Below are 20111 nucleotides of genomic sequence, written 5' to 3'. Positions count from 1 at the left end.
CGAATTAGGAATTCCGCTTCTCCTGGATTCCTCCCCGTACGACCGGGAGCACGTCCAGCACGATGCCGAACAGGTCCCGGTACGCGTCCCGCACCTCCGCCTCGCTCTCCAGCTCCTTGTCGACGCGCTCCCCGTGGACGCGGGTGATCAGCTTCGGGTCGCTGAGGGTGACCCGGCCGTCCTCGGTCAGCAGGGAGCAGATGAGCGAACGCGGAAAGTGCGAGTCGGGCGAGGTCCGGTGGTACCAGGCCCCGGCCGTGAAGTCGGCGAGCTCGCGCGGCCGGGTCTCCAGGCGGTACTGCGGCTTCCCGTCCCGCAGCACGTCGAGGTCGCCGTCTGCGGCCTCCACGATCCGGAAGACACCGCCCGGGTCCTCCTGGTCGTCGCGCTCGTCGAAGGCCAGCGGGAAGTGGCTGTGGTCGCCGAACCCGACGTCGGCCAGCCACCGTTCCCCGTCGGCGGTCTCCACCAGCGACGCCATGTGGTCGTACGGGATGCCGGGCCTCCCCTGCGGGTCGATGACCCGCGCCTGGAGCAGCGACACCCGGTATCCGAGGCCCCGGAGGAGGACGGCGAACGTCGTGTTGATCTCGTAGCAGAAGCCGCCCCTGCCGGCGCCGACCACCTTGTCGAGCAGCGCCTTCTCGTCCAGGACGATGTCCTCGCCGAGGTGGATCGACAGGTTCTCGAAGGGCACGCTCCGCAGGTGCCTGAGGTGCAGTTCCCGCAGTGCGGCGGCGTCGGCCCGCTCCGGCCGCTCCGCGCCGATGCGCCGCAGGTAGGCGTCGACGGTGGACGGTGTGGGCACGAAGGGCTCGGGCGGGGCGGGCCGGGTCGGCTCTGCCGTCGGCGTCGGTCGTGTCGGTGGCATCGGTGCTGTCGTCATACCGGCAGTCTGCCGGTCGAGGCCGGCCGCTAGCCAACGGGTACCGACTCCCCTTCCCTCGTGGGGAGTTCCCGCATCCTCGGCAGCGGCGAGGGCAGCAGCCACAGGACGGCGAAGACGGCGCCCGCGGTGGCGATCCACAGTGTGGGACGCAGCCCGATGGCGGTGCCGAGCAGACCGCCGACGAGCGCGCCGAGCGGACGGAATCCGTGGTTGAGCGTCCGGTACGCGCCCATGACCCGCGCTCGCACGGCGTCCGGTATCAGCGCCATCTGGAACGACCCCGCGGAGATGTCCGCGAGCATCACGCCGACGCATGAGAGGAACTCCGCGGCGAACATGACGGCCACCACCAGGGGAAGCGGTCCGTCGGCCAGCGGTATCAGGAGCAGCGGCAGCGTGAAGCCGAGGAAGCCGACGACGAGCGTGGCCCCGACGCCGATCCTCCGGACGACCGCGCCGCCGCACGCCGCGCCGAGCAGGCCGCCCACGGCCCCGGCCCCGAGTATCAGGCCCAGCAGGCCCGCGCCGATGCCGAGTTCGGTGGTCGCGTAGAGCACGAAGAGGGTGTGGAACATGTAGTTGAAGAACTGGATGGTGCCGGACGCGGCGAACAGCGCGCGCATCGAGGGCTCCCTGAGCACCCAGCGCAGCCCCTCCGTGAAGTGCCCCTTGGCCACGGGGGCCGGCGGGGGTTCGACGGGCCTGATCCGGGCCAGGTACCCGGCGGACACCAGGTAGGTGAGGGCGTCCGCGACCAGGGCGAAGGGTGCGGTGAGCACCTGCACGAGGAGGCCGCCGATTCCGGGACCGGCCAGCCACGCCATCGAACGGCTGCCGTTGACCAGCGCGTTCGCCTGCACATATCCCTCGGTGGGGACGAGCGCCACGAGAAGCGTGGCGTTGCAGACCTCGAAGAGCACGGTGAGCGCGCCGATACCGAAGGCCACCACGTACAGCTGGCCGAGCGTCAGCGCGTCGAGGGCGTAGGCCACGGGAAGGGTCAGCACCAGCGCCGCCCGGCCGAGGTCGGCCGCGATCATGGCGCGTCTGCGGCGGGCCTGGCGGTCGGCCCAGGCGCCGAGCGGCAGGTTGAACAGGAGGGCGGGCAGCAGTTCGGCCGTCTTGAGCCAGCCCATCGCGGCGGCGTCGGCGCCGAGGATCAGGACGGCGGCGAGCGGGATGGCGATGAGCGAGATCTGGTCCCCGGCGAGGGAGACGGTCTGGCCGGTCCAGTAGCGGCGGAAGGTCCGCTCGCGGAGCAATGCCGGTACGCGTTCCACGAGGGCCATCTCCCTCACTCCTGTTCGCTGTCGGGGATTTCCTGGTCCAGGTAGGCGATCCGCAGGATGCTGATCTGCCGTGCGCCCTCGGGCCTGAGGGACGGGTCGGACTGGCGTGCCTCGTAGGGCCGGAGCAGCGCGTCCATCCGCTCTCCGAGGCCGGCCAGCTCCTCGGGGGTGAGGTAGAGCAGGGAGTCGCCGAACTGTTCGGCCTCCCGCCACTCCTTCGGCACCCGGTGACGGTTCTCCATCGCCCGCGTGACCCGCTCGAAGTAGCGCTCGGCGACGGCCGCGCTCAGCGCGTCGGCGGCTTCCGCGACCGTCGCGTCCTCGCTGTACTCGGGCCACTCCGTGTACCGCGCCGTGGCCCTCCAGGGCTTCTCCCGCCCCCGCCCGCCCGGCGCCTCCTCCACGAGCCCGTACTTGGCGAGTATCCGCAGGTGGTACGAGCAGCTGGCGACGGATTCACCGGTCAGCTCGGCCGCCCGGGTGGCGGTGAAGGGTCCGCTGCCGCGCAGCAGTCCCACCAGGGTCATCCGCAGGGGATGGGCGTAGGCCCGCAGGGCGCGGGGGTCGGTCAGTCGGATGCTGCGGGGCTGCTCGCCCCCGGACTCGCTGATCTCCGGCATGATGAAAAGATATCTTTAGAAAGACTCCTTTACAAGCCCCCTCACCCCCTCCTCACCCGCCTCTTCACCGGCTTCCTCGCCCACTTCCCCACCGGACTCCTCACCGGACTCCTCACCGACCTCTTCACCAGCCTCTCGGCACGGCCACGAGCCCCCTCCCCGCTCCCGCCACCGCGATCGCCCCGTCCCGGTCCGTCCGGAGCACCCGCGCGCCGCCCGCCCGCAGCGCCCGCACCGTCCGGGGCGAGGGATGCCCGTACGGGTTGTCCCGTCCTGCCGAAACCAGCGCGAGCCGCGGCCGTACCGCGCCCAACAGCCCCGGGTCCTGGTGCGCGGATCCGTGGTGCGCGACCTTGAGCACGTCCACCGGAGCCAAGCCGGGATGGGCGCGCAACAACTCACGCTGCGACGGCGGCTCCAGGTCGCCGAGGAGCAGCAGACTCACCCCTCCCCCGGTCCGGACGAGCAGCGTGACACTGGCATCGTTCGGCCCCGTCCGCGACGCGCCTGAGGCGGCCGCCGCTTCATCCGCCGGAGGCCAGAGCACCCGCCACTCCAGAGCCCCCACCCGCCGCTCCTCCCCCGGCCCCGCCCGGACCAGGGGCACCCGCGCCGCTGCGGCCGTCCGCCGCACGAACGCCGCCTGCCCCGGCGGCTCTTCGAGCCCCGTGGTCTGGATCGCCCCCACCGAACGCCCCCGCAGCACGCCCGACAGCCCGGCCACGTGGTCCGCGTGGAAGTGGGTGAGAACCAGCAACGGCACCCGTATCACCCCGAGTTCCCGCAGACAGCGGTCCACCGCCACGGGGTCGGGACCCGCGTCCACCACCACCGCGGCGTCCCCGCCCGCCGCGAGCACCGTCGCGTCCCCCTGCCCCACCTGACACATCGCGAACACCCACCCGGGCGGCGGCCACCCGGTGGCCCACCGGGCCAGCGGCGCCGGCCGCACCACCACGACCAGGAGCAGCGCGGCGAGGAGCACGGCGACAGGCCCCCGGTACCGCAGCCTGCGCGCCCCGAGCACCACCAGGGCCGTGAGCAGCGCGAGGAAGAGACCACCCCACCACCCGCCGGGCCAGGCCAGCTCGGCCCCCGGCAACGCGGCCCCGCCACGGGCCACCCGCGCGATCCACCCGGCCGGCCACCCCGCCACCCACGCCAAGCCCTCCGCGCCCGTCGCCCACACCGGCGCGAGGGCGAGCGTGGCGAACCCGAAGACCGTCGCGGGCGCGACCGCCAGCTCGGCGAACAGGTTCGCCGGGATCGCGACCAGGCTCACGCGTCCGGCGAAGACCACCACGACCGGAGCGCACACCGCCTGCGCGGCCAGCGCCGCCGCCAGCGCCTCCGCGAGCCGGCCGGGCACCCGGCGCCGCCGCAGCGCCTCGCTCCACCGCGGGGCGACCGTCAGCAGGGATCCGGTGGCCAGGACGGAGAGCAGGAATCCGTAACTCCGCGCGAGCCAGGGATCGTAGAGCACCAGGAGGAGGACGGCGGCGGCCAGCGCGGGGATCAGCGATCTCCTGCGGCCGGTACCGATCGCGAGCAGCGCGACACCTCCGCAGGCCGCGGCGCGCAGCACGCTCGGATCGGGCCGGCAGACGATCACGAAGGCGAGCGTCAGCGCTCCCCCGGCCAGCGAGGTGACCCGCAGCGACATCCCGAGCCGGGGCGCGAGCCCGCCCCGCTCCACCTGGTGCGCCCGCCCGGGACGCCCGATGAGCAGCAGCAGGACGATCGACAGATTGCTGCCGGAGACCGCCAACAGGTGCGTGAGATCGACGGCTTCGAAGGCGTCCCGCAGTTCGGGGCCGATCCGGGAGGTGTCCCCGACGACCAGGCCGGGCAGCAGGGCCCGCGGGTCCGGACCGAGCCCCTCGGTCGCCGTCCGCAGACCGGCGCGCAGGTCCCCCGCCGCCCGTTGCAGCGCGCTCGGTGGGCCGACGATCCGCGGCGGTCCCGCCCTGTCGACCTTCAGCACCGCGGCGAACGGTTCTCCGGGCCGCAGCGGCGGGGCGAGCCGGGCGCCGACCCGCAGCCGGGTCGAGGGGAGCAGCCTCAGCCATTCCTCCCGTCCCTCGCCCGACGGCACGATCAGCAGGACCGGCGCCCGGGTCCGGTGGACCGAGCCGTCCGACCGCTCGACCCGGGTCACCTCGCCGTCCAGGACGACCGAGACCGGCGCCATCGCGTTGCCCCGCACCCGGGGCCTGGTGAGCCGCGGATCGGACGTCACCGTCACCTCGGCCTGCGCCCGCCCGTACTCCCGCGCCACCGCCGGTACGGGCCCTCGCCGCAGATCCGCCGCGTGCAGCCCCGCCGACGTGGCCCCGGCCGCCGCGCACAGCAGCACCCCGGCGCACGCGGTCGCCCGCAGCCGCCACCCCGGCGAGACCCGCCGCCCCCGGCCCGCACCCGCCGCCGGCGCCCTCCTGGCCGCCGGCGCCCCACCGACCCGCCTCTCCGACACCGGAACCGGCACCGGCACCGGCACCGAGACCGACACCCACACGAACGCGGCGCCCACCAGGCAGACCACGACTCCCGCCACGGTCCACCACCCCGTGGCCCCCACGGCCCAGGCGGCCGCCGCCCAGGCCGCCCCCGCGAGCGGAACGAGCCGGAGATCCGGCGGTCCGTCCTCCCCCGGACCCGCGTCCCGCCTCATGGCCGGACCAGCGGTTCGAGGTCGGCGAACCGGCGTTCACCGATGCCGTTGACCTCCCGCAGCTCGGCGACGGACCGGAAGCCGCCGTGTTCGGCGCGATGGTCGACGATGTGCCGGGCGAGAACGGGACCGACCCCCGGGAGCGTGTCGAGCTGCTCCGCCGTGGCCGTGCTGAGGCTCAGCGGCACCCCCGGCCCACCACCACCGCCGCCACCTCCGGCACCGGCACCGGCACCAGAGCCGCCCGATGGCATCCCCGGCAGCCCCACGAGCACCTGTTCGCCGTCGAACAGGACACGGGCCCGGTTGAGTCCGGTGAGGTCGGCGCCGGGACGCACCCCGCCCGCGGCCCGCAGGGCGTCCGCCACCCGCGAGCCCGCCGGCAGGGTCAGCACCCCGGGCCTGAGTACCTTGCCGCCCACGTCGACGACCACCTTCGCCCCGGACGCCGCCGGCGCCTCCCCGGGGCCCGGCCTCGCCCCCGGCCGGGTCCGCCCGGCGGGTGCGGCGGGTGGCTTCGCCGCCACACGGGCGGCACGGACGAGCTCGGGTGCACGGACCGGCTCCGGCCGCCCCGTCCAGAAGTACCCGCCCGCCAGACCCACGGCGACGACGAGGAGCACCGTCAGCGCGGCCAGCGCCCTCGGTTCGAGCCCGCATCTCGTCTGCACCCAGACCGGCGTCCGCTCACGGACGGCGGCCACCAGCCGGGCTCCTACCCCGGGCGGCGAGCCACGCTCCGGCGCCGCCGGTTCCTCGCGCAGCACCGGTGGCGCCCAGGTCCCCGGCCCCGGGGGCACGAGGGACGGCACCGCTGCCGGTGCCGGTGCCGGTGCCGCCGCCGCCGCCGGGAACATGGCCTCACCGCGCCGCCGTACGGCAGCCCCGGGCCCTGCGGCGACCCGTCCGACCCGGGCGTGCCCCCGGGCCCGGCCGGGCCCCGTACCGCGTCCGCCGGGGCGGCCGCGTCCGTCAGATCCCGGCGGCCTCCCGGGGCCGCTGGTCGACGTGCCGGTGGAGCCCGCGGTCCCCGGGGCGGTCGATGCGATGCGTGTGCGAAGAGTCATGATCGTGACGGTAGGAGTCACGACCGGGCCGTGCCGGGCTCACTCTTGTTTCGTGGACGGAGCACCCGCTGTGGACAACTCCGTCACCCTTCCGGGGGGGGCGGCTTGGCTCAGCGCGGCGAGACGACCACCGCGAGGAGTCCGGGGCCCGTGTGCGCGCCGATGACCGCGCCCACCTCGCTGACCTGGAGTTCCTCGACCCCCGGCACTCGTTCCCTGAGCCGGTCCGCGAGGGCGGCGGCTCGCTCCGGTGCGGAGAGATGGTGCACGGCGATGTCGACGGGGCCGGAGCCGGCGCGCTCCACGGCGATCTCCTCCAGGCGTGCGATGGCCTTCGAGGCCGTCCGCACCTTCTCCCGGAGTTCGATGCGCCCCTTGTCGAGTTCGAGGAGCGGCTTGACCGCGAGCGCGGACCCGAGCAGCGCCTGCGCGGTGCCGATGCGTCCGCCCCTGCGCAGATAGTCGAGGGTGTCGACGTAGAAGTAGGCCGAGGTTCCCGCCGCGCGCTTCTCGGCCGCCGCGACCGCCTCGTCGAGCGAGCCGCCCGCCTCGGCGACCTGCGCCGCCGCCAGGGCGCAGAAGCCCAGCGCCATGCCCATCATGCGGGTGTCGACCACCCGCACGGGAAGGGGGGCGTTCTTCGCCGCAAGGACGGCGGCGTCGTACGTTCCCGAGACCTCGGCGGAGAGGTGGAGCGAGACGACGCCCGTCGCCCCGGCCTCTGCGGCCTCGCGGAACGCGGCGGCGAAGACCTCGGGGTTCGGGCGCGACGTGGTGACGGGCCGCCTCTTCTGCAGGGCCTCGGCGAGGGCCACGGCCGAGATCTCGGTGCCCTCCTCCAGGGCGCGGTCGCCGATGACGACGGTCAGCGGGACCGTGGTGATCGCGTGCCGCTCCCTCGTCTGGCGTGGCAGATAGGCCGTGGAATCGGTGACGATCGCGACATGCCGGGACATGAGCGGGAGGTTACCCGCCGAGGCCGCCGCACGGCAGCCCGGCCCCCCTCGCCGCACGGGCCGCCGTTCCGTCAGGTGGTCGTCTCCGGCCTGGCCGACTTCTCCCAGGGGTAGGCGGTCCGCCGGGGATCGGGCGCGGTGATCGCCGACGGCTCGCTCCCGGACGCCGGCCCGGGAGCCCCGCCGTGCGTGGCGGCACCGGGAGCGGCCCCCGGCGCGGCGGCCTCCGGCTCGGTCCAGTGGCGCAGGGCGCCCGCCTCGACGTCGATCTGGGCGCTGAGCGCCGACAGGTCGTCCTCGGCGAACCTGACGGCCCGGTCCCGGGCCGCGCGGCGCAGCGCGTCGGCCGAGCCGGTGATCCGCTCGGTCCGCGCGGCGAGTTCGGGGAGCTGCCCGGCGACCCAGGCCCGGTCGGGCTCCCGCTCCAGACGCTTGAGGTCCCCGTCCAGTTCGAGGCCGTGTGCGCTGAGCCGGTGGAAGAGGTCCAGCGACTCCTTCAGCGAGGCGTCCTCGACGGCACCCGCCTGCAGCGCCTCCTGGGTGGCCCGCATCGAGGTGCGCAGCGCGAGTCTCAGCCGGGCCAGCTCGCTCGGCACCCCGGCCTGGCCGAAGCTCTTGGCCCGCAGCGTCGTGTCCTCGACCGTGCGCCGGGCCTGGTCCAGGGTGCGGTCGACCCCGCGCTTGGCGGCCTTCGCGACCTTCACGGTGGCATAGACCCCGAGCGCCACGAAGGCGAAGAAGAGCAGCGCCATGATCGTGATAATCGTGGCTTCCATGTGCGCCCCTCCGGCGTCTGTCGAATCCCCACGGCTGTGGTTCTTCCACGGTAAACGGAACAGGCAGGCCAGGGGTTCCATTGGAACCCCCAACCTGCCCGTAGGGGAAACCCCTATGTGCCGCTAGCCGGCGACGATGTTGACCAGCTTCGGCGCGCGCACGATCACCTTGCGGATCTCCGCGCCGCCCAGCGCCGCGACGACGTGCGGGTCGGCGAGCGCCAGCGTCTCCAGCTCCGCGTCCGTGATCGACGGGGAGACCTCCAGGCGGGCCTTGACCTTGCCCTTGATCTGCACGACGCAGGTCACGGTCTCGTCGACGACGTACGCCGGGTCGGCGACCGGGAAGTCCTGGTGGACGACCGAGCCGGGGTGGCCCAGCCGGCGCCACAGCTCCTCGGAGATGTGCGGGGCCAGCGGGGCGACCAGCAGGACCAGCTGCTCGGCGACCGGCCGGGAGATCGCACCGCCGGACTTGGTCAGGTGGTTGTTCAGCTCGGTGATCTTGGCGATGGCGGTGTTGAAGCGCATCGCCGCCATGTCCTGCGAGACACCGTCGATCGCCTTGTGCAGGGCGCGCAGCGTGTCCTCGTCGGGCGCGTCGTCGACGACCGTGACCTCGCCGGTCGACTCGTCGACGATGTTGCGCCACAGGCGCTGCAGCAGGCGGTACTGGCCGATGACCGCGCGGGTGTCCCAGGGACGCGAGACGTCCAGCGGGCCCATCGCCATCTCGTACAGGCGCAGCGTGTCGGCACCGTACTCGGCGCAGATCTCGTCGGGCGTCACCGCGTTCTTCAGGGACTTGCCCATCTTGCCCAGGACGCGGCTGACCTTCTCGCCCTGGTACCAGAAGCCGCCGTCGCGCTCCTCGACCTCGGCCGCCGGCACGGCGATCCCGCGCGCGTCCCGGTAGACGAACGCCTGGATCATGCCCTGGTTGTACAGCTTGTGGAACGGCTCGGCCGAGGAGACGTGGCCCAGGTCGAACAGCATCTTGGACCAGAAGCGCGCGTACAGCAGGTGCAGCACGGCGTGCTCGGCGCCGCCGACGTACAGGTCGACGCCACCGGTCGGCATGCCCTCGCGCGGGCCCATCCAGTACTGCTCGACGGCGGGGTCGACCAGCTGCTCGGAGTTGTGCGGGTCCAGGTAGCGCAGCTCGTACCAGCAGGAGCCGGCCCAGTTGGGCATGGTGTTGGTCTCGCGGCGGTAGCGTCGCGGGCCGGCGCCGTCGCCCAGGTCCAGGGTGACGTTGACCCAGTCCTCGTTGCGGGACAGCGGGGTCTCCGGCCGGGTGTCGGCGTCGTCCGGGTCGAAGGTGCGCGGCGAGTAGTCCTCGACCTCGGGCAGCTCCAGCGGCAGCATCGACTCGGGCAGCGAGTGGGCGACGCCGTCCTCGTCGTAGACGATCGGGAAGGGCTCGCCCCAGTACCGCTGGCGGCTGAACAGCCAGTCGCGCAGCCGGAAGTTGACGGTGCCCTCGCCGATGCCGCGGTCGGCCAGCCAGGCGGTGATCTTCGCCTTGGCGTCGACGACGCCCAGGCCGTCCAGGGAGATCTCGTCGTTGGCGGAGTTGACCAGCTTGGCCTCGTAGGAGGCGAAGGCGTCGTCCCACGCGGCCGGGTCGGTGCCGCGGTCGTCGGAGGGCTCGACGACGCAGCGCATCGGCAGCTCGAAGGCGCGCGCGAACGCGAAGTCGCGGGTGTCGTGCGCCGGGACGGCCATGATGGCGCCGGTGCCGTAGCCCATCAGCACGTAGTCGGCGATGAAGACCGGGACCTGCTCGCCGCTGACCGGGTTGGTCGCGTACGCGCCGGTGAAGACGCCGGTCTTGTCCTTGGCCTCGGCCTGGCGCTCGACGTCGGACTTGGAGGCGGCCTGCTTGCGGTAGGCGTCGACGGCCTCGGACGGGGTGGCGTGTCCGCCGGTCCACACGTCGTGGGTGCCCTCGGGCCAGGCGGCCGGGACGATCTTCTCGATCAGGTCGTGCTCGGGGGCCAGGACCATGTAGGTGGCGCCGAACAGGGTGTCCTGGCGGGTGGTGAAGACGGTGATCGCGCCGGTGTCGCCGACCTGGAAGTCGACGCGGGCGCCCTCGGAGCGGCCGATCCAGTTCCGCTGCTGCAGCTTGATGGCCTCGGGCCAGTCCAGCCCGTCCAGGTCGTCCAGCAGGCGGTCCGCGTAGGCGGTGATCCGCATGTTCCACTGGCGCAGCTTGGACTTGAAGACGGGGAAGTTGCCGCGCTCGGAGCGTCCGTCGGCGGTGACCTCCTCGTTGGCCAGGACCGTGCCCAGGCCGGGGCACCAGTTGACGGGCGCCTCGGAGGAGTACGCCAGGCGGTACTCGCCCAGGACGTCGGAGCGCTCGGTGGCGGTCAGCTCGCTCCACGCGCGCGTGGAGCCGGGGACCTCACGCGTGCCGTTCTCGAACTGCTCGATCAGCTCGGCGATCGGACGGGCCTTGCGGGCCTCGTCGTCGTACCAGGAGTTGAAGATCTGCAGGAAGATCCACTGGGTCCACTTGTAGTACCCCGGGTCGATCGTGGCGAACGACCGGCGCTTGTCGTGGCCCAGGCCCAGCCGGCGCAGCTGGACCTTCATGTTCTCCATGTTGGCCTCGGTGGACACGCGCGGGTGCGTGCCCGTCTGCACGGCGTACTGCTCGGCCGGCAGGCCGAAGGCGTCGAAGCCCAGGGTGTGCAGCACGTTGTGGCCGGTCATGCGCGCGTGGCGGGCGAAGACGTCCGTGGCGATGTAGCCCAGCGGGTGGCCGACGTGCAGGCCCGCACCCGAGGGGTACGGGAACATGTCCATGATGAACTTCTTGGGCCGGGCGGCGACCGCGGGGTCGCCCGCCAGGTCACCGGTGGGGTTCGGCGCCTCGTAGGTGCCCTCGGCGTCCCAGAAGTCCTGCCAGCGTGCCTCGATGTCGGCGGCCATGGCTGCCGTGTAGCGATGCGGGGCCACCGTCTCGGCGGCCGTATTGATCTCGGTCATGGTCCTTGAAGCTCCATCGATCGTCTCTGCCCACGGCCACTGACTGCCCGAAATGAAAAATCCCCTCGCACAGGAGGGGATGCCGCGCCGACTCCGACGGGTTGTCTGTCATCCGTCGGGACTGGTCAGCGCGGCTCGGTAAGCAGGAGGCGTACGGCACGCATGGCGTCAGGGTACCGCAGGGCCCGCACGGGCCGCACCGGCGTTCCAGGGACGGGCGGGCCGGGGAAACGAAGAAGCGGGCCACCCGATCCGGGTGACCCGCTTTCTCTTCTGTGGAGCTAAGGAGAATTGAACTCCTGACCTCCTGCATGCCATGCAGGCGCTCTACCAACTGAGCTATAGCCCCTTGTTGTTTTCCGTCTCCGTTTCGGTTTCCCTCGCGGCGACAGACAGAACATTAACCGGCTCCCGGCCAGATCTCCAAATCCATTCCTCCGACCCCTCTGACCTGCCGGGTAGGGTCGCCGACTGTGTCCGTCTCCGTGCTCTCGAAAACCCGCGCCCGGCCGTGGCCCCTGGTCACCGCCGCGGCGGTCTGCCTGCTCTCGTTCGCGGCCTTCTGGGTGGCGCAACGCCTCGCCCACGTGAACATGCTCGACGTCATGGTCTACCGGGCCGAGGGCGAGACCGTGCGGGCGGGCGGCGACCTCTACGCGATGCGGGCCACGTCCGCGAACCTCGGCATGACCTACCCGCCCTTCGCGGCGCTGCTGTTCGTCCCGCTGACCCTGGTGGGCGTCCCGCTGATGCGGACGCTCACCACCGCGGGCAACCTGCTCCTGGTCGTCGCCCTGGTCCAGTTGTCGCTCCAGCTGGTCCGCCCGTCGCTGTCCCGTACGGACCTGTGGCGTACGACCCTGTGGGTCGCCGCCGCCGTCGTCTGGTGCGAGCCGGTGTGGACGACGCTGCGGTACGGCCAGATCAACCTGCTCATAGCGGTGGCGGTGCTCTGGGACCTCACCCGCCGCGAGGGAAGCCGCTGGGCCGGCCTGGGCATCGGCCTGGCGACCGCGGTGAAACTCACACCGGGGCTCTTCGTGGTCCTGCTGTTCGCCGCCGGCCTGCTGCTGTGGCGCCGGGACCGGGGCTGGAACCAGTGGCTGCGCACGGCGGTGACGGCGACCGGGGTGTTCCTGGGAACGACGCTGGCCGTGGCGCTGGCGCTGCCGGCGGACTCGAAGCGGTTCTGGACGCAGACGCTGTTCGAGACCGGCCGGGTCGGCTTCGCCGAGGAGACGGCCAACCAGTCCATCCGCGGGGTCCTGGCCCGGCTGATGCACACCGACGACCCGGGCATGTGGTGGGCGGTGGCGGCGGCCGTCCTGGGCGGCGCGGCGATGGTCCTCGCGGTCCGGGCCGCGGTGCGGGGCGACAAGGCGGTGGCCGTGATCGTCTGCGCGTTCACGGCCCTGATGATCAGCCCGATCTCGTGGTCCCACCACTGGGTCTGGTGCGTGCCGCTGCTGATCCTGCTGGCGGACCGCGCCACGCGCGCGTGGCCGGTGACCGGGGCGGTCGCCCTGGTCTTCGTCTCGTTCGCCCTGTGGTGGGTTCCGCACGACCCGGGCCGCCCCGAACTGGACCAGAACGCGGGGCAGATGCTGCTCTCCGCGGTCTATCCGCTGACGGCGACGGCGCTGCTGGTGGGGTACGCGGTAACGCTGCGGCGTCAGGCCGTGGCGAAGGAGTAGAACCGCTTGAGGGTGCAGTGCTCGTCCAGGAGCCGGCCGTAGATCGGCTCACCCTCCAGCTCGCGGTACGTCTCGATCGGGTCGCCTTTTATGATCAGCGCCCGCGCGCACTCCTCGCACCAGTACTGGAACCCGGTGTTGACGGGGTCCATGTCCCGCACGATGGGCGTGCCGCTGCCGCACCAGTCGCACTTCCGCCTGTGCGCACCCACTCAATCAGCTCCAGCCGTGGCCGCAGGCCGTGCACCCATAGGACACCCCGCCGTTGTCGCGGAGCACTCGGGTCACCCTCCCGTCCGGAGCCTCGTCCCCCTCCGGCCGTCCGATTCTGCCATGGCCCCGCAAGAGGGTCAGCGTGCTCGGCGCGGCAGTCCCGCGGAGGCGGCGCCCACGGCCGAGGCTGTGGCCAGGGCGAGGGTGGTCACCCACAGCGCGTCGGCGGAACCCTGTGCTCCGGGGCCGCCGAGCCGGCCGAGGAACAGGGTGCCGAACGTGGCGACGCCGATGAGCTGGCCGAGCTGTGTGACGGTGGCGAGCAGTCCGCTGGCGTCGGCCGCGTCCTCGGCCCGTACGGTGGCCAGCGCGCCGGTCAGGGCCGGACTGAAGGCCAGCGAGATGCCCGCGCCCAGCGCCCCCAGGGCCGGGTAGAGCCCCCAGCCGCCCGAGGTGCCGTCCCCGAGCAGCCCGCCGACGGCGAGGGCGGCCGCGGCCGCGATCAGGAAGCCGCCCGGGACCAGCGTCCGGTGCAGCCGGGCCGGCCAGCGCCGCCAGGTCAGCCCGACGGCGCCGAAGACCACGGCGGCGGGACCGAAGGTGAGTCCGGCCCGCAGGGCGCTGTGGCCGAGCCCACCCTGGAGGTGCAGGGTGAGGGTGAACAGGAAGCCCGCGTTGACGCCCATCGCCACGGTGATCCACAGGACGGCCCGCCCCATGCCGGGGATGCGCAGCACCCGCGGGGCGATGAGCGGCGCGCCGCCGCGGCGCGCGAGCCCCGACTCGTAGGCGCCGAAGACCGCGAGGAGCACCAGGGACCCGCCCAGGGAGAGCCAGGACCACAGCGGCCAGTCCTGCTCCTGGTCGAGGACCAGGGGGACGGTCAGCAGGGACACGGCGGCGGCGAGCAGGAGCAGGCCCGGCAGGTCGAGGGCACGCGCCCGCGTGGGGCCGCCCCGGGCGTCGCGGGGCAGGACGCGGGCGCCGAGGACGAGCAGGGCGAGGCCGATGGGGACGTTGACGAGGAAGACCGGCCGCCAGCCGGTGCCGAAGAGGTCGGCGCTCACCAGGACGCCGCCGACGACCTGCCCGGCGGCGGCGCCGGTGGCCAGGACCGCGGAGTAGGCGCTGAGGGCCCGGACCCGGTGCTCGCCGGTGAAGTTGCGCTGGATGAGGCTGAGCACCTGCGGGATCATCAGGGCCGAGCCGGCGCCCTGGACGAGCCGGAACGCGATCAACTGGCCGGTTCCCGCGGCGAGTCCGCAGGCCAGCGAGGCCGCGGTGAAGAGCGCGAGGCCGCCGAGGTACATCCGCCGGTGCCCGAGCAGGTCGCCGAGGCGGGCTCCGGTGATCAGCAACACCGCGTAGGCGATGGTGTATCCGGCGATGACGAGCTGGAGGGCGGCGCCGGAAGCGTCGAGTTCGGCGCGCATGGTGGGGGCGGCGACGTTGACGATGAAGACGTCGAGGAGTGCCATGAACTGGGCGGCGAGCACCACGCCGAGCAGTACTCCGGGGCGGTTGTCGGTGCCACGGTCTTTACTGAGTACGGGACGTGTCGTGGTCGGGGTCATGCGACGAGCGTGACGGCGATCCGATACGGGTAACGAGAGCCCGCTGATGCTGGTACTGACAGCACCTGGCAACGGCGGGACGGGGACTCGACCATGGGGGTGTGACGATGGTGGCAGCAGTACCGACGCAGCGGCGCCGACGGCCGGAACTGGCCGCGTTCCTGCGCAGCCGCCGGGCCAGGGTGACGCCGGAGGACGTGGGCATGCCCCCGGGCCTGCGCCGCCGCACCCCCGGGCTGCGCCGCGAGGAGGTCGCCCAGCTCTCCGGGGTCGGCGTCACCTGGTACACCTGGCTGGAACAGGGCCGGCCGATCAACGCCTCCGCGCAGGTGCTCGACGCGGTGGCCCGCACGCTCCGGCTCGACCGGCCCGAGCGCGAGCATCTCTACCACCTCGCCGAGGTGCCGTACGCGCCGGACCGGGCGGCCGCGGACGCCGAGGTGGTCAGCCCGGAGATCCAGGGGATCCTCGACGCCCTGGACCCGCACCCCGCCGTGCTCTACAACGCGCGGTACGACGTACTCGCGACCAACGCCGTGTACGAGCGGCTCCTGATGCAGGACGGACAGGGCCTGGACACCGGCCCGTTCGGCATACGCAACGTGCTGTGGGCGCTGTTCAGCGTGCCGGACCCCAAGTGTCCCGTGGTCGACCGGAAGAGGGAGCTGCCGCTGATGGTGGCCCAGCTGCGCGGCGCGTACGGACGCCATGTGGGCGAGCCCGCCTGGGAGGAGTTCGTACGGCGCCTCGCGGAGGCCAGTACCGAGTTCGCCCGGCTCTGGCGGAGCGGTGACGTGGTCCCGCCGGGGACCCGGGTGAAGACCTTCCGTCACGAGCGGGTGGGCGAGGTCCGGTTGACCTCGGTCTCCCTCTCCGTCAACGGGATGCCGGAGTGCCGGATCGTGGCCTACACGCCGAACGACGAGGAGAGCCGCCGAGGGATCGAGTCCCTGAGCCAGGGGGCATGACGACGAATCCCGCCCCCTTGCGGGGACGGGATCCGGTGATTGTGGAGCTAAGGAGAATTGAACTCCTGACCTCCTGCATGCCATGCAGGCGCTCTACCAACTGAGCTATAGCCCCTCGTGTTCTTCGTGTTCTTCGCGCTCTGCGCTGCGAACAAGAAGAACTCTAGCCTGTGACCTGCCGGAAAGTGAAATCCGGGTCCGTCAGGCAGGCCGCGGGCCTCAGTCGTCGTCGCCGAGGACCGGCTCGGGCAGCGTGCCGGCGTTGTGCTCGGTCAGGCGCCAGCCGCGCGCGCCCTCGCCGAGGACCGACCAGCAGCAGTTCGAGAGGCCGCCCAGGCTCTCCCAGTGCTGCGCCTCCAGCCCCAGAAGCCGGCCGATGGTGGTGCGGATCGTGCCGCCGTGGCTCACCACGACGAGGGTGCCGTCCTCGGGCAGCTTGTCCGCGTGGCCCAGGACAACCGGGGCGGCCCGGTCGGCCACCTCGGTCTCCAGCTCGCCGCCGCCCCGGCGCACGGGCTCGCCGCGCTTCCAGGCGGCGTACTGCTCGCCGTACCGCGCCACGATCTCGTCGTGGGTCAGCCCCTGCCACTCCCCCGCGTACGTCTCGCGCAGCGCGGAGTCGTGGACGACGGTGTGGCCGGTGAGCGTGGCGAGCTCGGCGGCGGTGGCCGCCGCCCGCTTCAGGTCGGAGGCCACGATGGCATCCGGCTTCAGCGAGGCGAGCAGCCGCGCGGCGCGGCGTGCCTGAGCGACGCCGGTCTCCGTCAGCTCGATGTCGGTCGAGCCCTGGAAACGGCGCTCCAGGTTCCAGGAGGTCTGGCCGTGGCGCCAGAGGACGATACGGCGGCCGCTGCCGCCCTTGGTGGTGCTCAGCTCAGCTCACCGTCCACCTCGTCGGGCAGACCGGCGGCGTGGTCGGAGAGGTCGACACCGGTCAGCTCGGCGTGCTCGGCACCCTTGCCCCGGGTCTTCTGCGCGTCCTCGGGGAGGGTCAGCTCGGGGCAGTCCTTCCAGAGGCGCTCCAGAGCGTAGAAAACGCGCTCCTCGCTGTGCTGGACGTGGACGACGATGTCGACGTAGTCCAGCAGGATCCAGCGCGCGTCGCGGTCGCCCTCACGGCGGACCGGCTTGGCGCCGAGCTCCTTGTTCAGACGCTCCTCGATCTCGTCGACGATCGACTTGACCTGGCGGTCGTTGGGCGCGGAGGCGAGCAGGAAGGCGTCGGTGATCGACAGCACGTCGCTGACGTCGTACGCGATGATGTCGTGCGCGAGTCGGTCTGCGGCCGCCTGTGCGGCGGCGTTGACGAGCTCGATGGAACGGTCCGTGGCGGTCACAAGCAGGCTTTCGTCGGCGGTCAAGTACCCCTCCAGGGTCTCACGGACCGCCGACGACCCCGCCAGCGAATTCCCGGGCGTCGTTACGAGGCGCCCGGGACCTTGTAGTCCTGGCCGAGGATCACGGCGACCGCGGCCCCTCCGACCAGCTTGCCCTTGGTGACCGAGCCCGTCGGCAGCCCCAGCGTCTTGGCCACCTCGACCGCCGTGGCCTTCTGGGCGTCGTCACCGTAGAGGACCTGCGACTTCTCCTGGGTGCCGGCCGTGGTGCCGCCCACGAAGGCGTAGCCGCCGTTGATCAGGACGACCCGGGCGGCCTCCGTGGCGTTCTTGCCGGAACCGTCCCGGACCGACACCCGGGGCACGTCGCCCGCCGCCGGCGGGGTGACCTTTCCGCCGAGGATGTCCTTCACCACACTGGCGCTCGCGGCCTCGGTCAGTGTTCCGTCCTGCCCGACCGGGAGCAGGGCCGTCTTGTAATCGCCGATCTTGGCGTGCTCGGCGAGCTTGGCCAGGGAGGCCGCGAGGTCCTTCTCCGGAAGCGAGGGGTCGAGGATCTGCTGGAGGGTCTCGACGGTGACCGTGGCGACCTCGGGGTCGGAGGAGATCTTCCGCAGCACGCCGTACATGACCTGGCCGAAGCGCTGGAGCTGCTTGGCCTCGGCCTCGCCGGGCGCCCGGTAGGTGGCGTAGGCGACGGCGGCGCGGCCGTTCAGGGTCTGCTTCTCGCCCTTCCTGACCAGCGGCTCGGCGCCCTTCTTCGTGTCGGGCACGTCCGTGTCGGTGTCCGTCTCGATGCTGCTGACGGCCTCGACGAGGTTTTCCAGGAAGGGGGTGTCCAGCCGCCAGGTGCCGGTGATCTTCGTGCCGAGGAGGTTGTCGATCGCCTCCCGGGTGCCGCCGGAGCCGTCGTCCTCGACCGACTTGCCGAGGGTGGTCGCGGCCCCCTCGTCGTCGGCGACCACGATGGAGTTGGGGAGCAGGATCGTGGTGCCCTGGCGGGTGGTCGTGTTGTCCACCAGGAGAGCGGTGGACGTGCCGCCGCTCTTGATGTCGTGGAGGTGGACGACGATCGCGTCGCGCTTCTGCGGGCCGGTCGCGGTGCCGCCCTTCTGCTCCGGGGCGGACGTCCCGGGCAGCTTGCCGGCCGACCAGAGGTAGCCGACGCCGCCGACGGCGGCGAGCACGAGGACGACGACGAGCGCGACGACACGGTTGCGGCCGCGGCGCTTGGCCTCCTCGCGCCGCTCCGAACGGCTCTCGGTGAACTTGAGCCAGTCGATGACGTCCTCGGAGTCCTCGTCGGGCTCCTCGATGAACGAGAACTGCTCGGTGCGGTACTCCCGGTCGTCCTCGGCCTGCCGTGACGGCGCGGGCCGCTCGGAGGCGGGACGCTGGCCGGGGACGCCGGCCGGGGCGGCGACGGGCGCCGCCGGAGGCACGGGGGCGGCCGGGGCGGCCTGCGCCGGGGCGGGCTCGGCCTGGGCGGCCCACTGCTGCCCGGTGTCGTAGGACGGGTAGGCGTAGCCCTGCTGCCCGTACGGGTCGTGCCGCGCCTCGTACTGCGGGTCGTACGGGGGCTGCTGAACCTGCGGCTGCTGGGCCTGCTGCTGGGCGTAGGGGTCGTAGCCGTACGACTGCGGGGGTTGCTGCTGCTGGGGTTGCTGCTGCTGACCCGCGTACGGGTCGTAGTGCTGCGCGGGCTGCTGGTACACCGGCTGCCCGTACTCGTCGTAGCCGATGATCTGCGGCTGCGGATAGTACGGGTCGTACGGATGCTGCTGATCGTTCACCGGTGCCCCTCCCCGAAGCTCACTCGCCGCGGTACAACTGGCGCTTGTCGATGTAGCGCACCACGCCGTCCGGCACCAGGTACCAGACGGGATCGCCCTGCGCGACCCTCGCCCGGCAGTCGGTGGAGGAGATGGCGAGCGCGGGAACCTCGACCAGCGAGACCCCGCCCTTGGGCAGTCCGTCGTCGGTGAGGTCGTGGCCCGGCCGGGTGACGCCGATGAAGTGGGCGAGCGAGAAGAGCTCCTCGGCGTCGCGCCAGGTGAGGATCTGCGCCAGCGCGTCGGCCCCGGTGATGAAGAAGAGGTCCGAGTCGCTGTTGAGAGAGCGCAGGTCCCGCAGGGTGTCGATGGTGTACGTCGCGCCGCCGCGGTCGATGTCGATGCGGCTGACCGAGAACTGCGGGTTGGACGCCGTGGCGATGACGGTCATCAGGTACCGGTCCTCGGCCGCCGAGACCGCCTTGTGGCCCTTCTGCCACGGCTCCCCGGTCGGTACGAACACCACCTCGTCCAGGTGGAACAGGGCGGCCACCTCGCTCGCCGCCACCAGGTGTCCGTGGTGGATCGGGTCGAAGGTTCCGCCCATCACGCCGACTCGGCGCTTCCCGCGCCCGCCAGTAGGCACTTCCTGCTCTCCCATGCGTGCAGAGCCTACTGGCACGGCAGCGGGCACCTGATCGGTGGTCGCCGGATCAGCGGTCGCGGTTGAAGCGCGTGGTGATCCACAGCAGCAGGAGCAGGGCGCCGAAGGCACCGAAGCCGGTGAGGTAGGGGCTGAGGCTGTCGTGGTTGCCGCCGTGCTCGGCGCCCTCGGCGAGCGTGACCAGGTTGGCGGCGGTGCTGTGGAGGCTCATCTTCAGCAGACCTATCGATCGGGGATGGGAGCGGAGACTTCGCGCACATCGTATGCGGGCCGTCCGGACCGGCTCACGCCGACTCAGGCGTTGGCGTCACGGTCCATGTCGCGGTCCGTGCCGCCGCTCGCGCCGCGGCCGGCCTCGTCGGCGGCGTCCGTGTCGTCGGTGCGGTAGCCGCGCAGCAGGAACCAGGCGAGCAGGACGCCTCCCACGATCGAGACGAGCAGCACGATCCGCAGCGTGTCGCCCGGCCCCTGGGCGGCGGCGTCGGCGAGCAGGGCGGCGGCTGCGTCGGTGGTGTCCGGCATGTCGGTCGTGCTCCTAGGTCGTCCTCGGTGCCCGAGTTATCCACAGGCCCCGGCACACGGTAACGCCAGCGCCTAGGGTGGGTTCCGTCAGGGGGACGA

General features: G+C 72.5%; 18 protein-coding genes and 2 tRNA genes. 2 read left to right on the top strand and 18 right to left on the bottom strand.

The genetic code is table 11. The annotated features are described in order from the left end of the window. Window positions 1–4: 4 nt before the first annotated feature. The 9 genes from ACFVZH_RS04905 to ACFVZH_RS04865 form a co-directional block, all read right to left on the bottom strand. The gene (locus ACFVZH_RS04905; protein ID WP_384893232.1) at window positions 5–886 is read right to left on the bottom strand and encodes an arylamine N-acetyltransferase; all 882 of its coding nucleotides are present in this window, start codon (window positions 884–886) and stop codon (window positions 5–7) included. 29 nt (window positions 887–915) lie between these two features. Then, the gene (locus ACFVZH_RS04900; RefSeq protein WP_384893229.1) at window positions 916–2178 is read right to left on the bottom strand and encodes an MFS transporter; all 1263 of its coding nucleotides are present in this window, start codon (window positions 2176–2178) and stop codon (window positions 916–918) included. A 5-nt stretch (window positions 2179–2183) separates the two neighbouring features. Further along, on the bottom strand, window positions 2184–2798 hold the full coding sequence (locus ACFVZH_RS04895) for a winged helix-turn-helix domain-containing protein (RefSeq protein ID WP_384893226.1): 615 nt from the start codon (window positions 2796–2798) through the stop codon (window positions 2184–2186). A gap of 124 nt (window positions 2799–2922) precedes the next feature. Continuing rightward, window positions 2923–5469, bottom strand: coding sequence for a ComEC/Rec2 family competence protein (locus ACFVZH_RS04890; protein ID WP_384893223.1), 2547 nt, complete (start codon window positions 5467–5469; stop codon window positions 2923–2925). After that, entirely contained in the window at window positions 5466–6173 is a 708-nt protein-coding gene (locus ACFVZH_RS04885) for a helix-hairpin-helix domain-containing protein (RefSeq protein ID WP_384893220.1), read from the bottom strand. The genes ACFVZH_RS04890 and ACFVZH_RS04885 overlap by 4 nt, the downstream gene beginning before the upstream one ends. Before the next feature lie 473 nt (window positions 6174–6646). Next, window positions 6647–7492 carry a DegV family protein gene (locus tag ACFVZH_RS04880; RefSeq protein WP_384893217.1) on the bottom strand — a complete coding sequence of 282 codons (846 nt, stop codon included), beginning with the start codon at window positions 7490–7492 and terminating at the stop codon, window positions 6647–6649. 71 nt (window positions 7493–7563) lie between these two features. Further along, window positions 7564–8268, bottom strand: coding sequence for a hypothetical protein (locus ACFVZH_RS04875; RefSeq protein WP_384893214.1), 705 nt, complete (start codon window positions 8266–8268; stop codon window positions 7564–7566). A 123-nt stretch (window positions 8269–8391) separates the two neighbouring features. After that, window positions 8392–11268, bottom strand: coding sequence for a leucine--tRNA ligase (gene leuS, locus ACFVZH_RS04870; protein ID WP_384893211.1), 2877 nt, complete (start codon window positions 11266–11268; stop codon window positions 8392–8394). A 276-nt stretch (window positions 11269–11544) separates the two neighbouring features. Beyond that, window positions 11545–11617: transfer RNA gene (locus tag ACFVZH_RS04865), tRNA-Ala, on the bottom strand. 124 nt (window positions 11618–11741) lie between these two features. Between ACFVZH_RS04865 and ACFVZH_RS04860 the strand changes: the two genes are divergently transcribed. Continuing rightward, window positions 11742–12962, top strand: a complete 1221-nt coding sequence (locus tag ACFVZH_RS04860; protein WP_384893208.1) for a glycosyltransferase 87 family protein — start codon at window positions 11742–11744, stop codon at window positions 12960–12962. Here the strand turns inward: ACFVZH_RS04860 and ACFVZH_RS04855 are convergent. Both ACFVZH_RS04855 and ACFVZH_RS04850 read right to left on the bottom strand, forming a co-directional pair. Beyond that, on the bottom strand, window positions 12941–13174 hold the full coding sequence (locus ACFVZH_RS04855) for a hypothetical protein (protein ID WP_017239283.1): 234 nt from the start codon (window positions 13172–13174) through the stop codon (window positions 12941–12943). The two genes, ACFVZH_RS04860 and ACFVZH_RS04855, sit on opposite strands and share 22 nt — an antisense overlap. A gap of 138 nt (window positions 13175–13312) precedes the next feature. Then, window positions 13313–14749 (bottom strand): MFS transporter, encoded by a 1437-nt coding sequence (locus ACFVZH_RS04850; RefSeq protein WP_384893205.1) that lies wholly within the window; start codon window positions 14747–14749, stop codon window positions 13313–13315. 107 nt (window positions 14750–14856) lie between these two features. Between ACFVZH_RS04850 and ACFVZH_RS04845 the strand changes: the two genes are divergently transcribed. After that, complete coding sequence (locus ACFVZH_RS04845) at window positions 14857–15717, top strand: helix-turn-helix transcriptional regulator (protein ID WP_384893202.1); 861 nt, start codon at window positions 14857–14859, stop codon at window positions 15715–15717. Between the two features lie 42 nt (window positions 15718–15759). On the opposite strand, the gene ACFVZH_RS04840 is transcribed toward ACFVZH_RS04845, so the two are convergent. From ACFVZH_RS04840 to ACFVZH_RS04810, 7 genes are all read right to left on the bottom strand, one after another. Then, window positions 15760–15832, bottom strand: a tRNA-Ala gene (locus tag ACFVZH_RS04840). A gap of 104 nt (window positions 15833–15936) precedes the next feature. Beyond that, window positions 15937–16590 (bottom strand): histidine phosphatase family protein, encoded by a 654-nt coding sequence (locus tag ACFVZH_RS04835; RefSeq protein WP_384893651.1) that lies wholly within the window; start codon window positions 16588–16590, stop codon window positions 15937–15939. Beyond that, window positions 16587–17054 (bottom strand): ribosome silencing factor, encoded by a 468-nt coding sequence (rsfS, locus tag ACFVZH_RS04830; protein WP_384893649.1) that lies wholly within the window; start codon window positions 17052–17054, stop codon window positions 16587–16589. The genes ACFVZH_RS04835 and rsfS overlap by 4 nt, the downstream gene beginning before the upstream one ends. Window positions 17055–17137: 83 nt before the next feature. Further along, window positions 17138–18847 (bottom strand): LCP family protein, encoded by a 1710-nt coding sequence (locus tag ACFVZH_RS04825; RefSeq protein WP_384893199.1) that lies wholly within the window; start codon window positions 18845–18847, stop codon window positions 17138–17140. 19 nt (window positions 18848–18866) lie between these two features. Then, entirely contained in the window at window positions 18867–19487 is a 621-nt protein-coding gene (nadD, locus tag ACFVZH_RS04820; protein ID WP_384893197.1) for a nicotinate-nucleotide adenylyltransferase, read from the bottom strand. A gap of 52 nt (window positions 19488–19539) precedes the next feature. Then, the gene (locus ACFVZH_RS04815; protein WP_015033566.1) at window positions 19540–19701 is read right to left on the bottom strand and encodes a hypothetical protein; all 162 of its coding nucleotides are present in this window, start codon (window positions 19699–19701) and stop codon (window positions 19540–19542) included. Between the two features lie 83 nt (window positions 19702–19784). Further along, window positions 19785–20012, bottom strand: a complete 228-nt coding sequence (locus ACFVZH_RS04810) for a hypothetical protein (RefSeq protein WP_384893667.1) — start codon at window positions 20010–20012, stop codon at window positions 19785–19787. Between the last annotated feature and the right edge of the window lie 99 nt (window positions 20013–20111).

It is taken from the genome of Streptomyces sp. NPDC059534, from assembly GCF_042743475.1.
Classification (GTDB): domain Bacteria; phylum Actinomycetota; class Actinomycetes; order Streptomycetales; family Streptomycetaceae; genus Streptomyces.
This window is presented reverse-complemented; position numbering and strand designations above follow the sequence as displayed.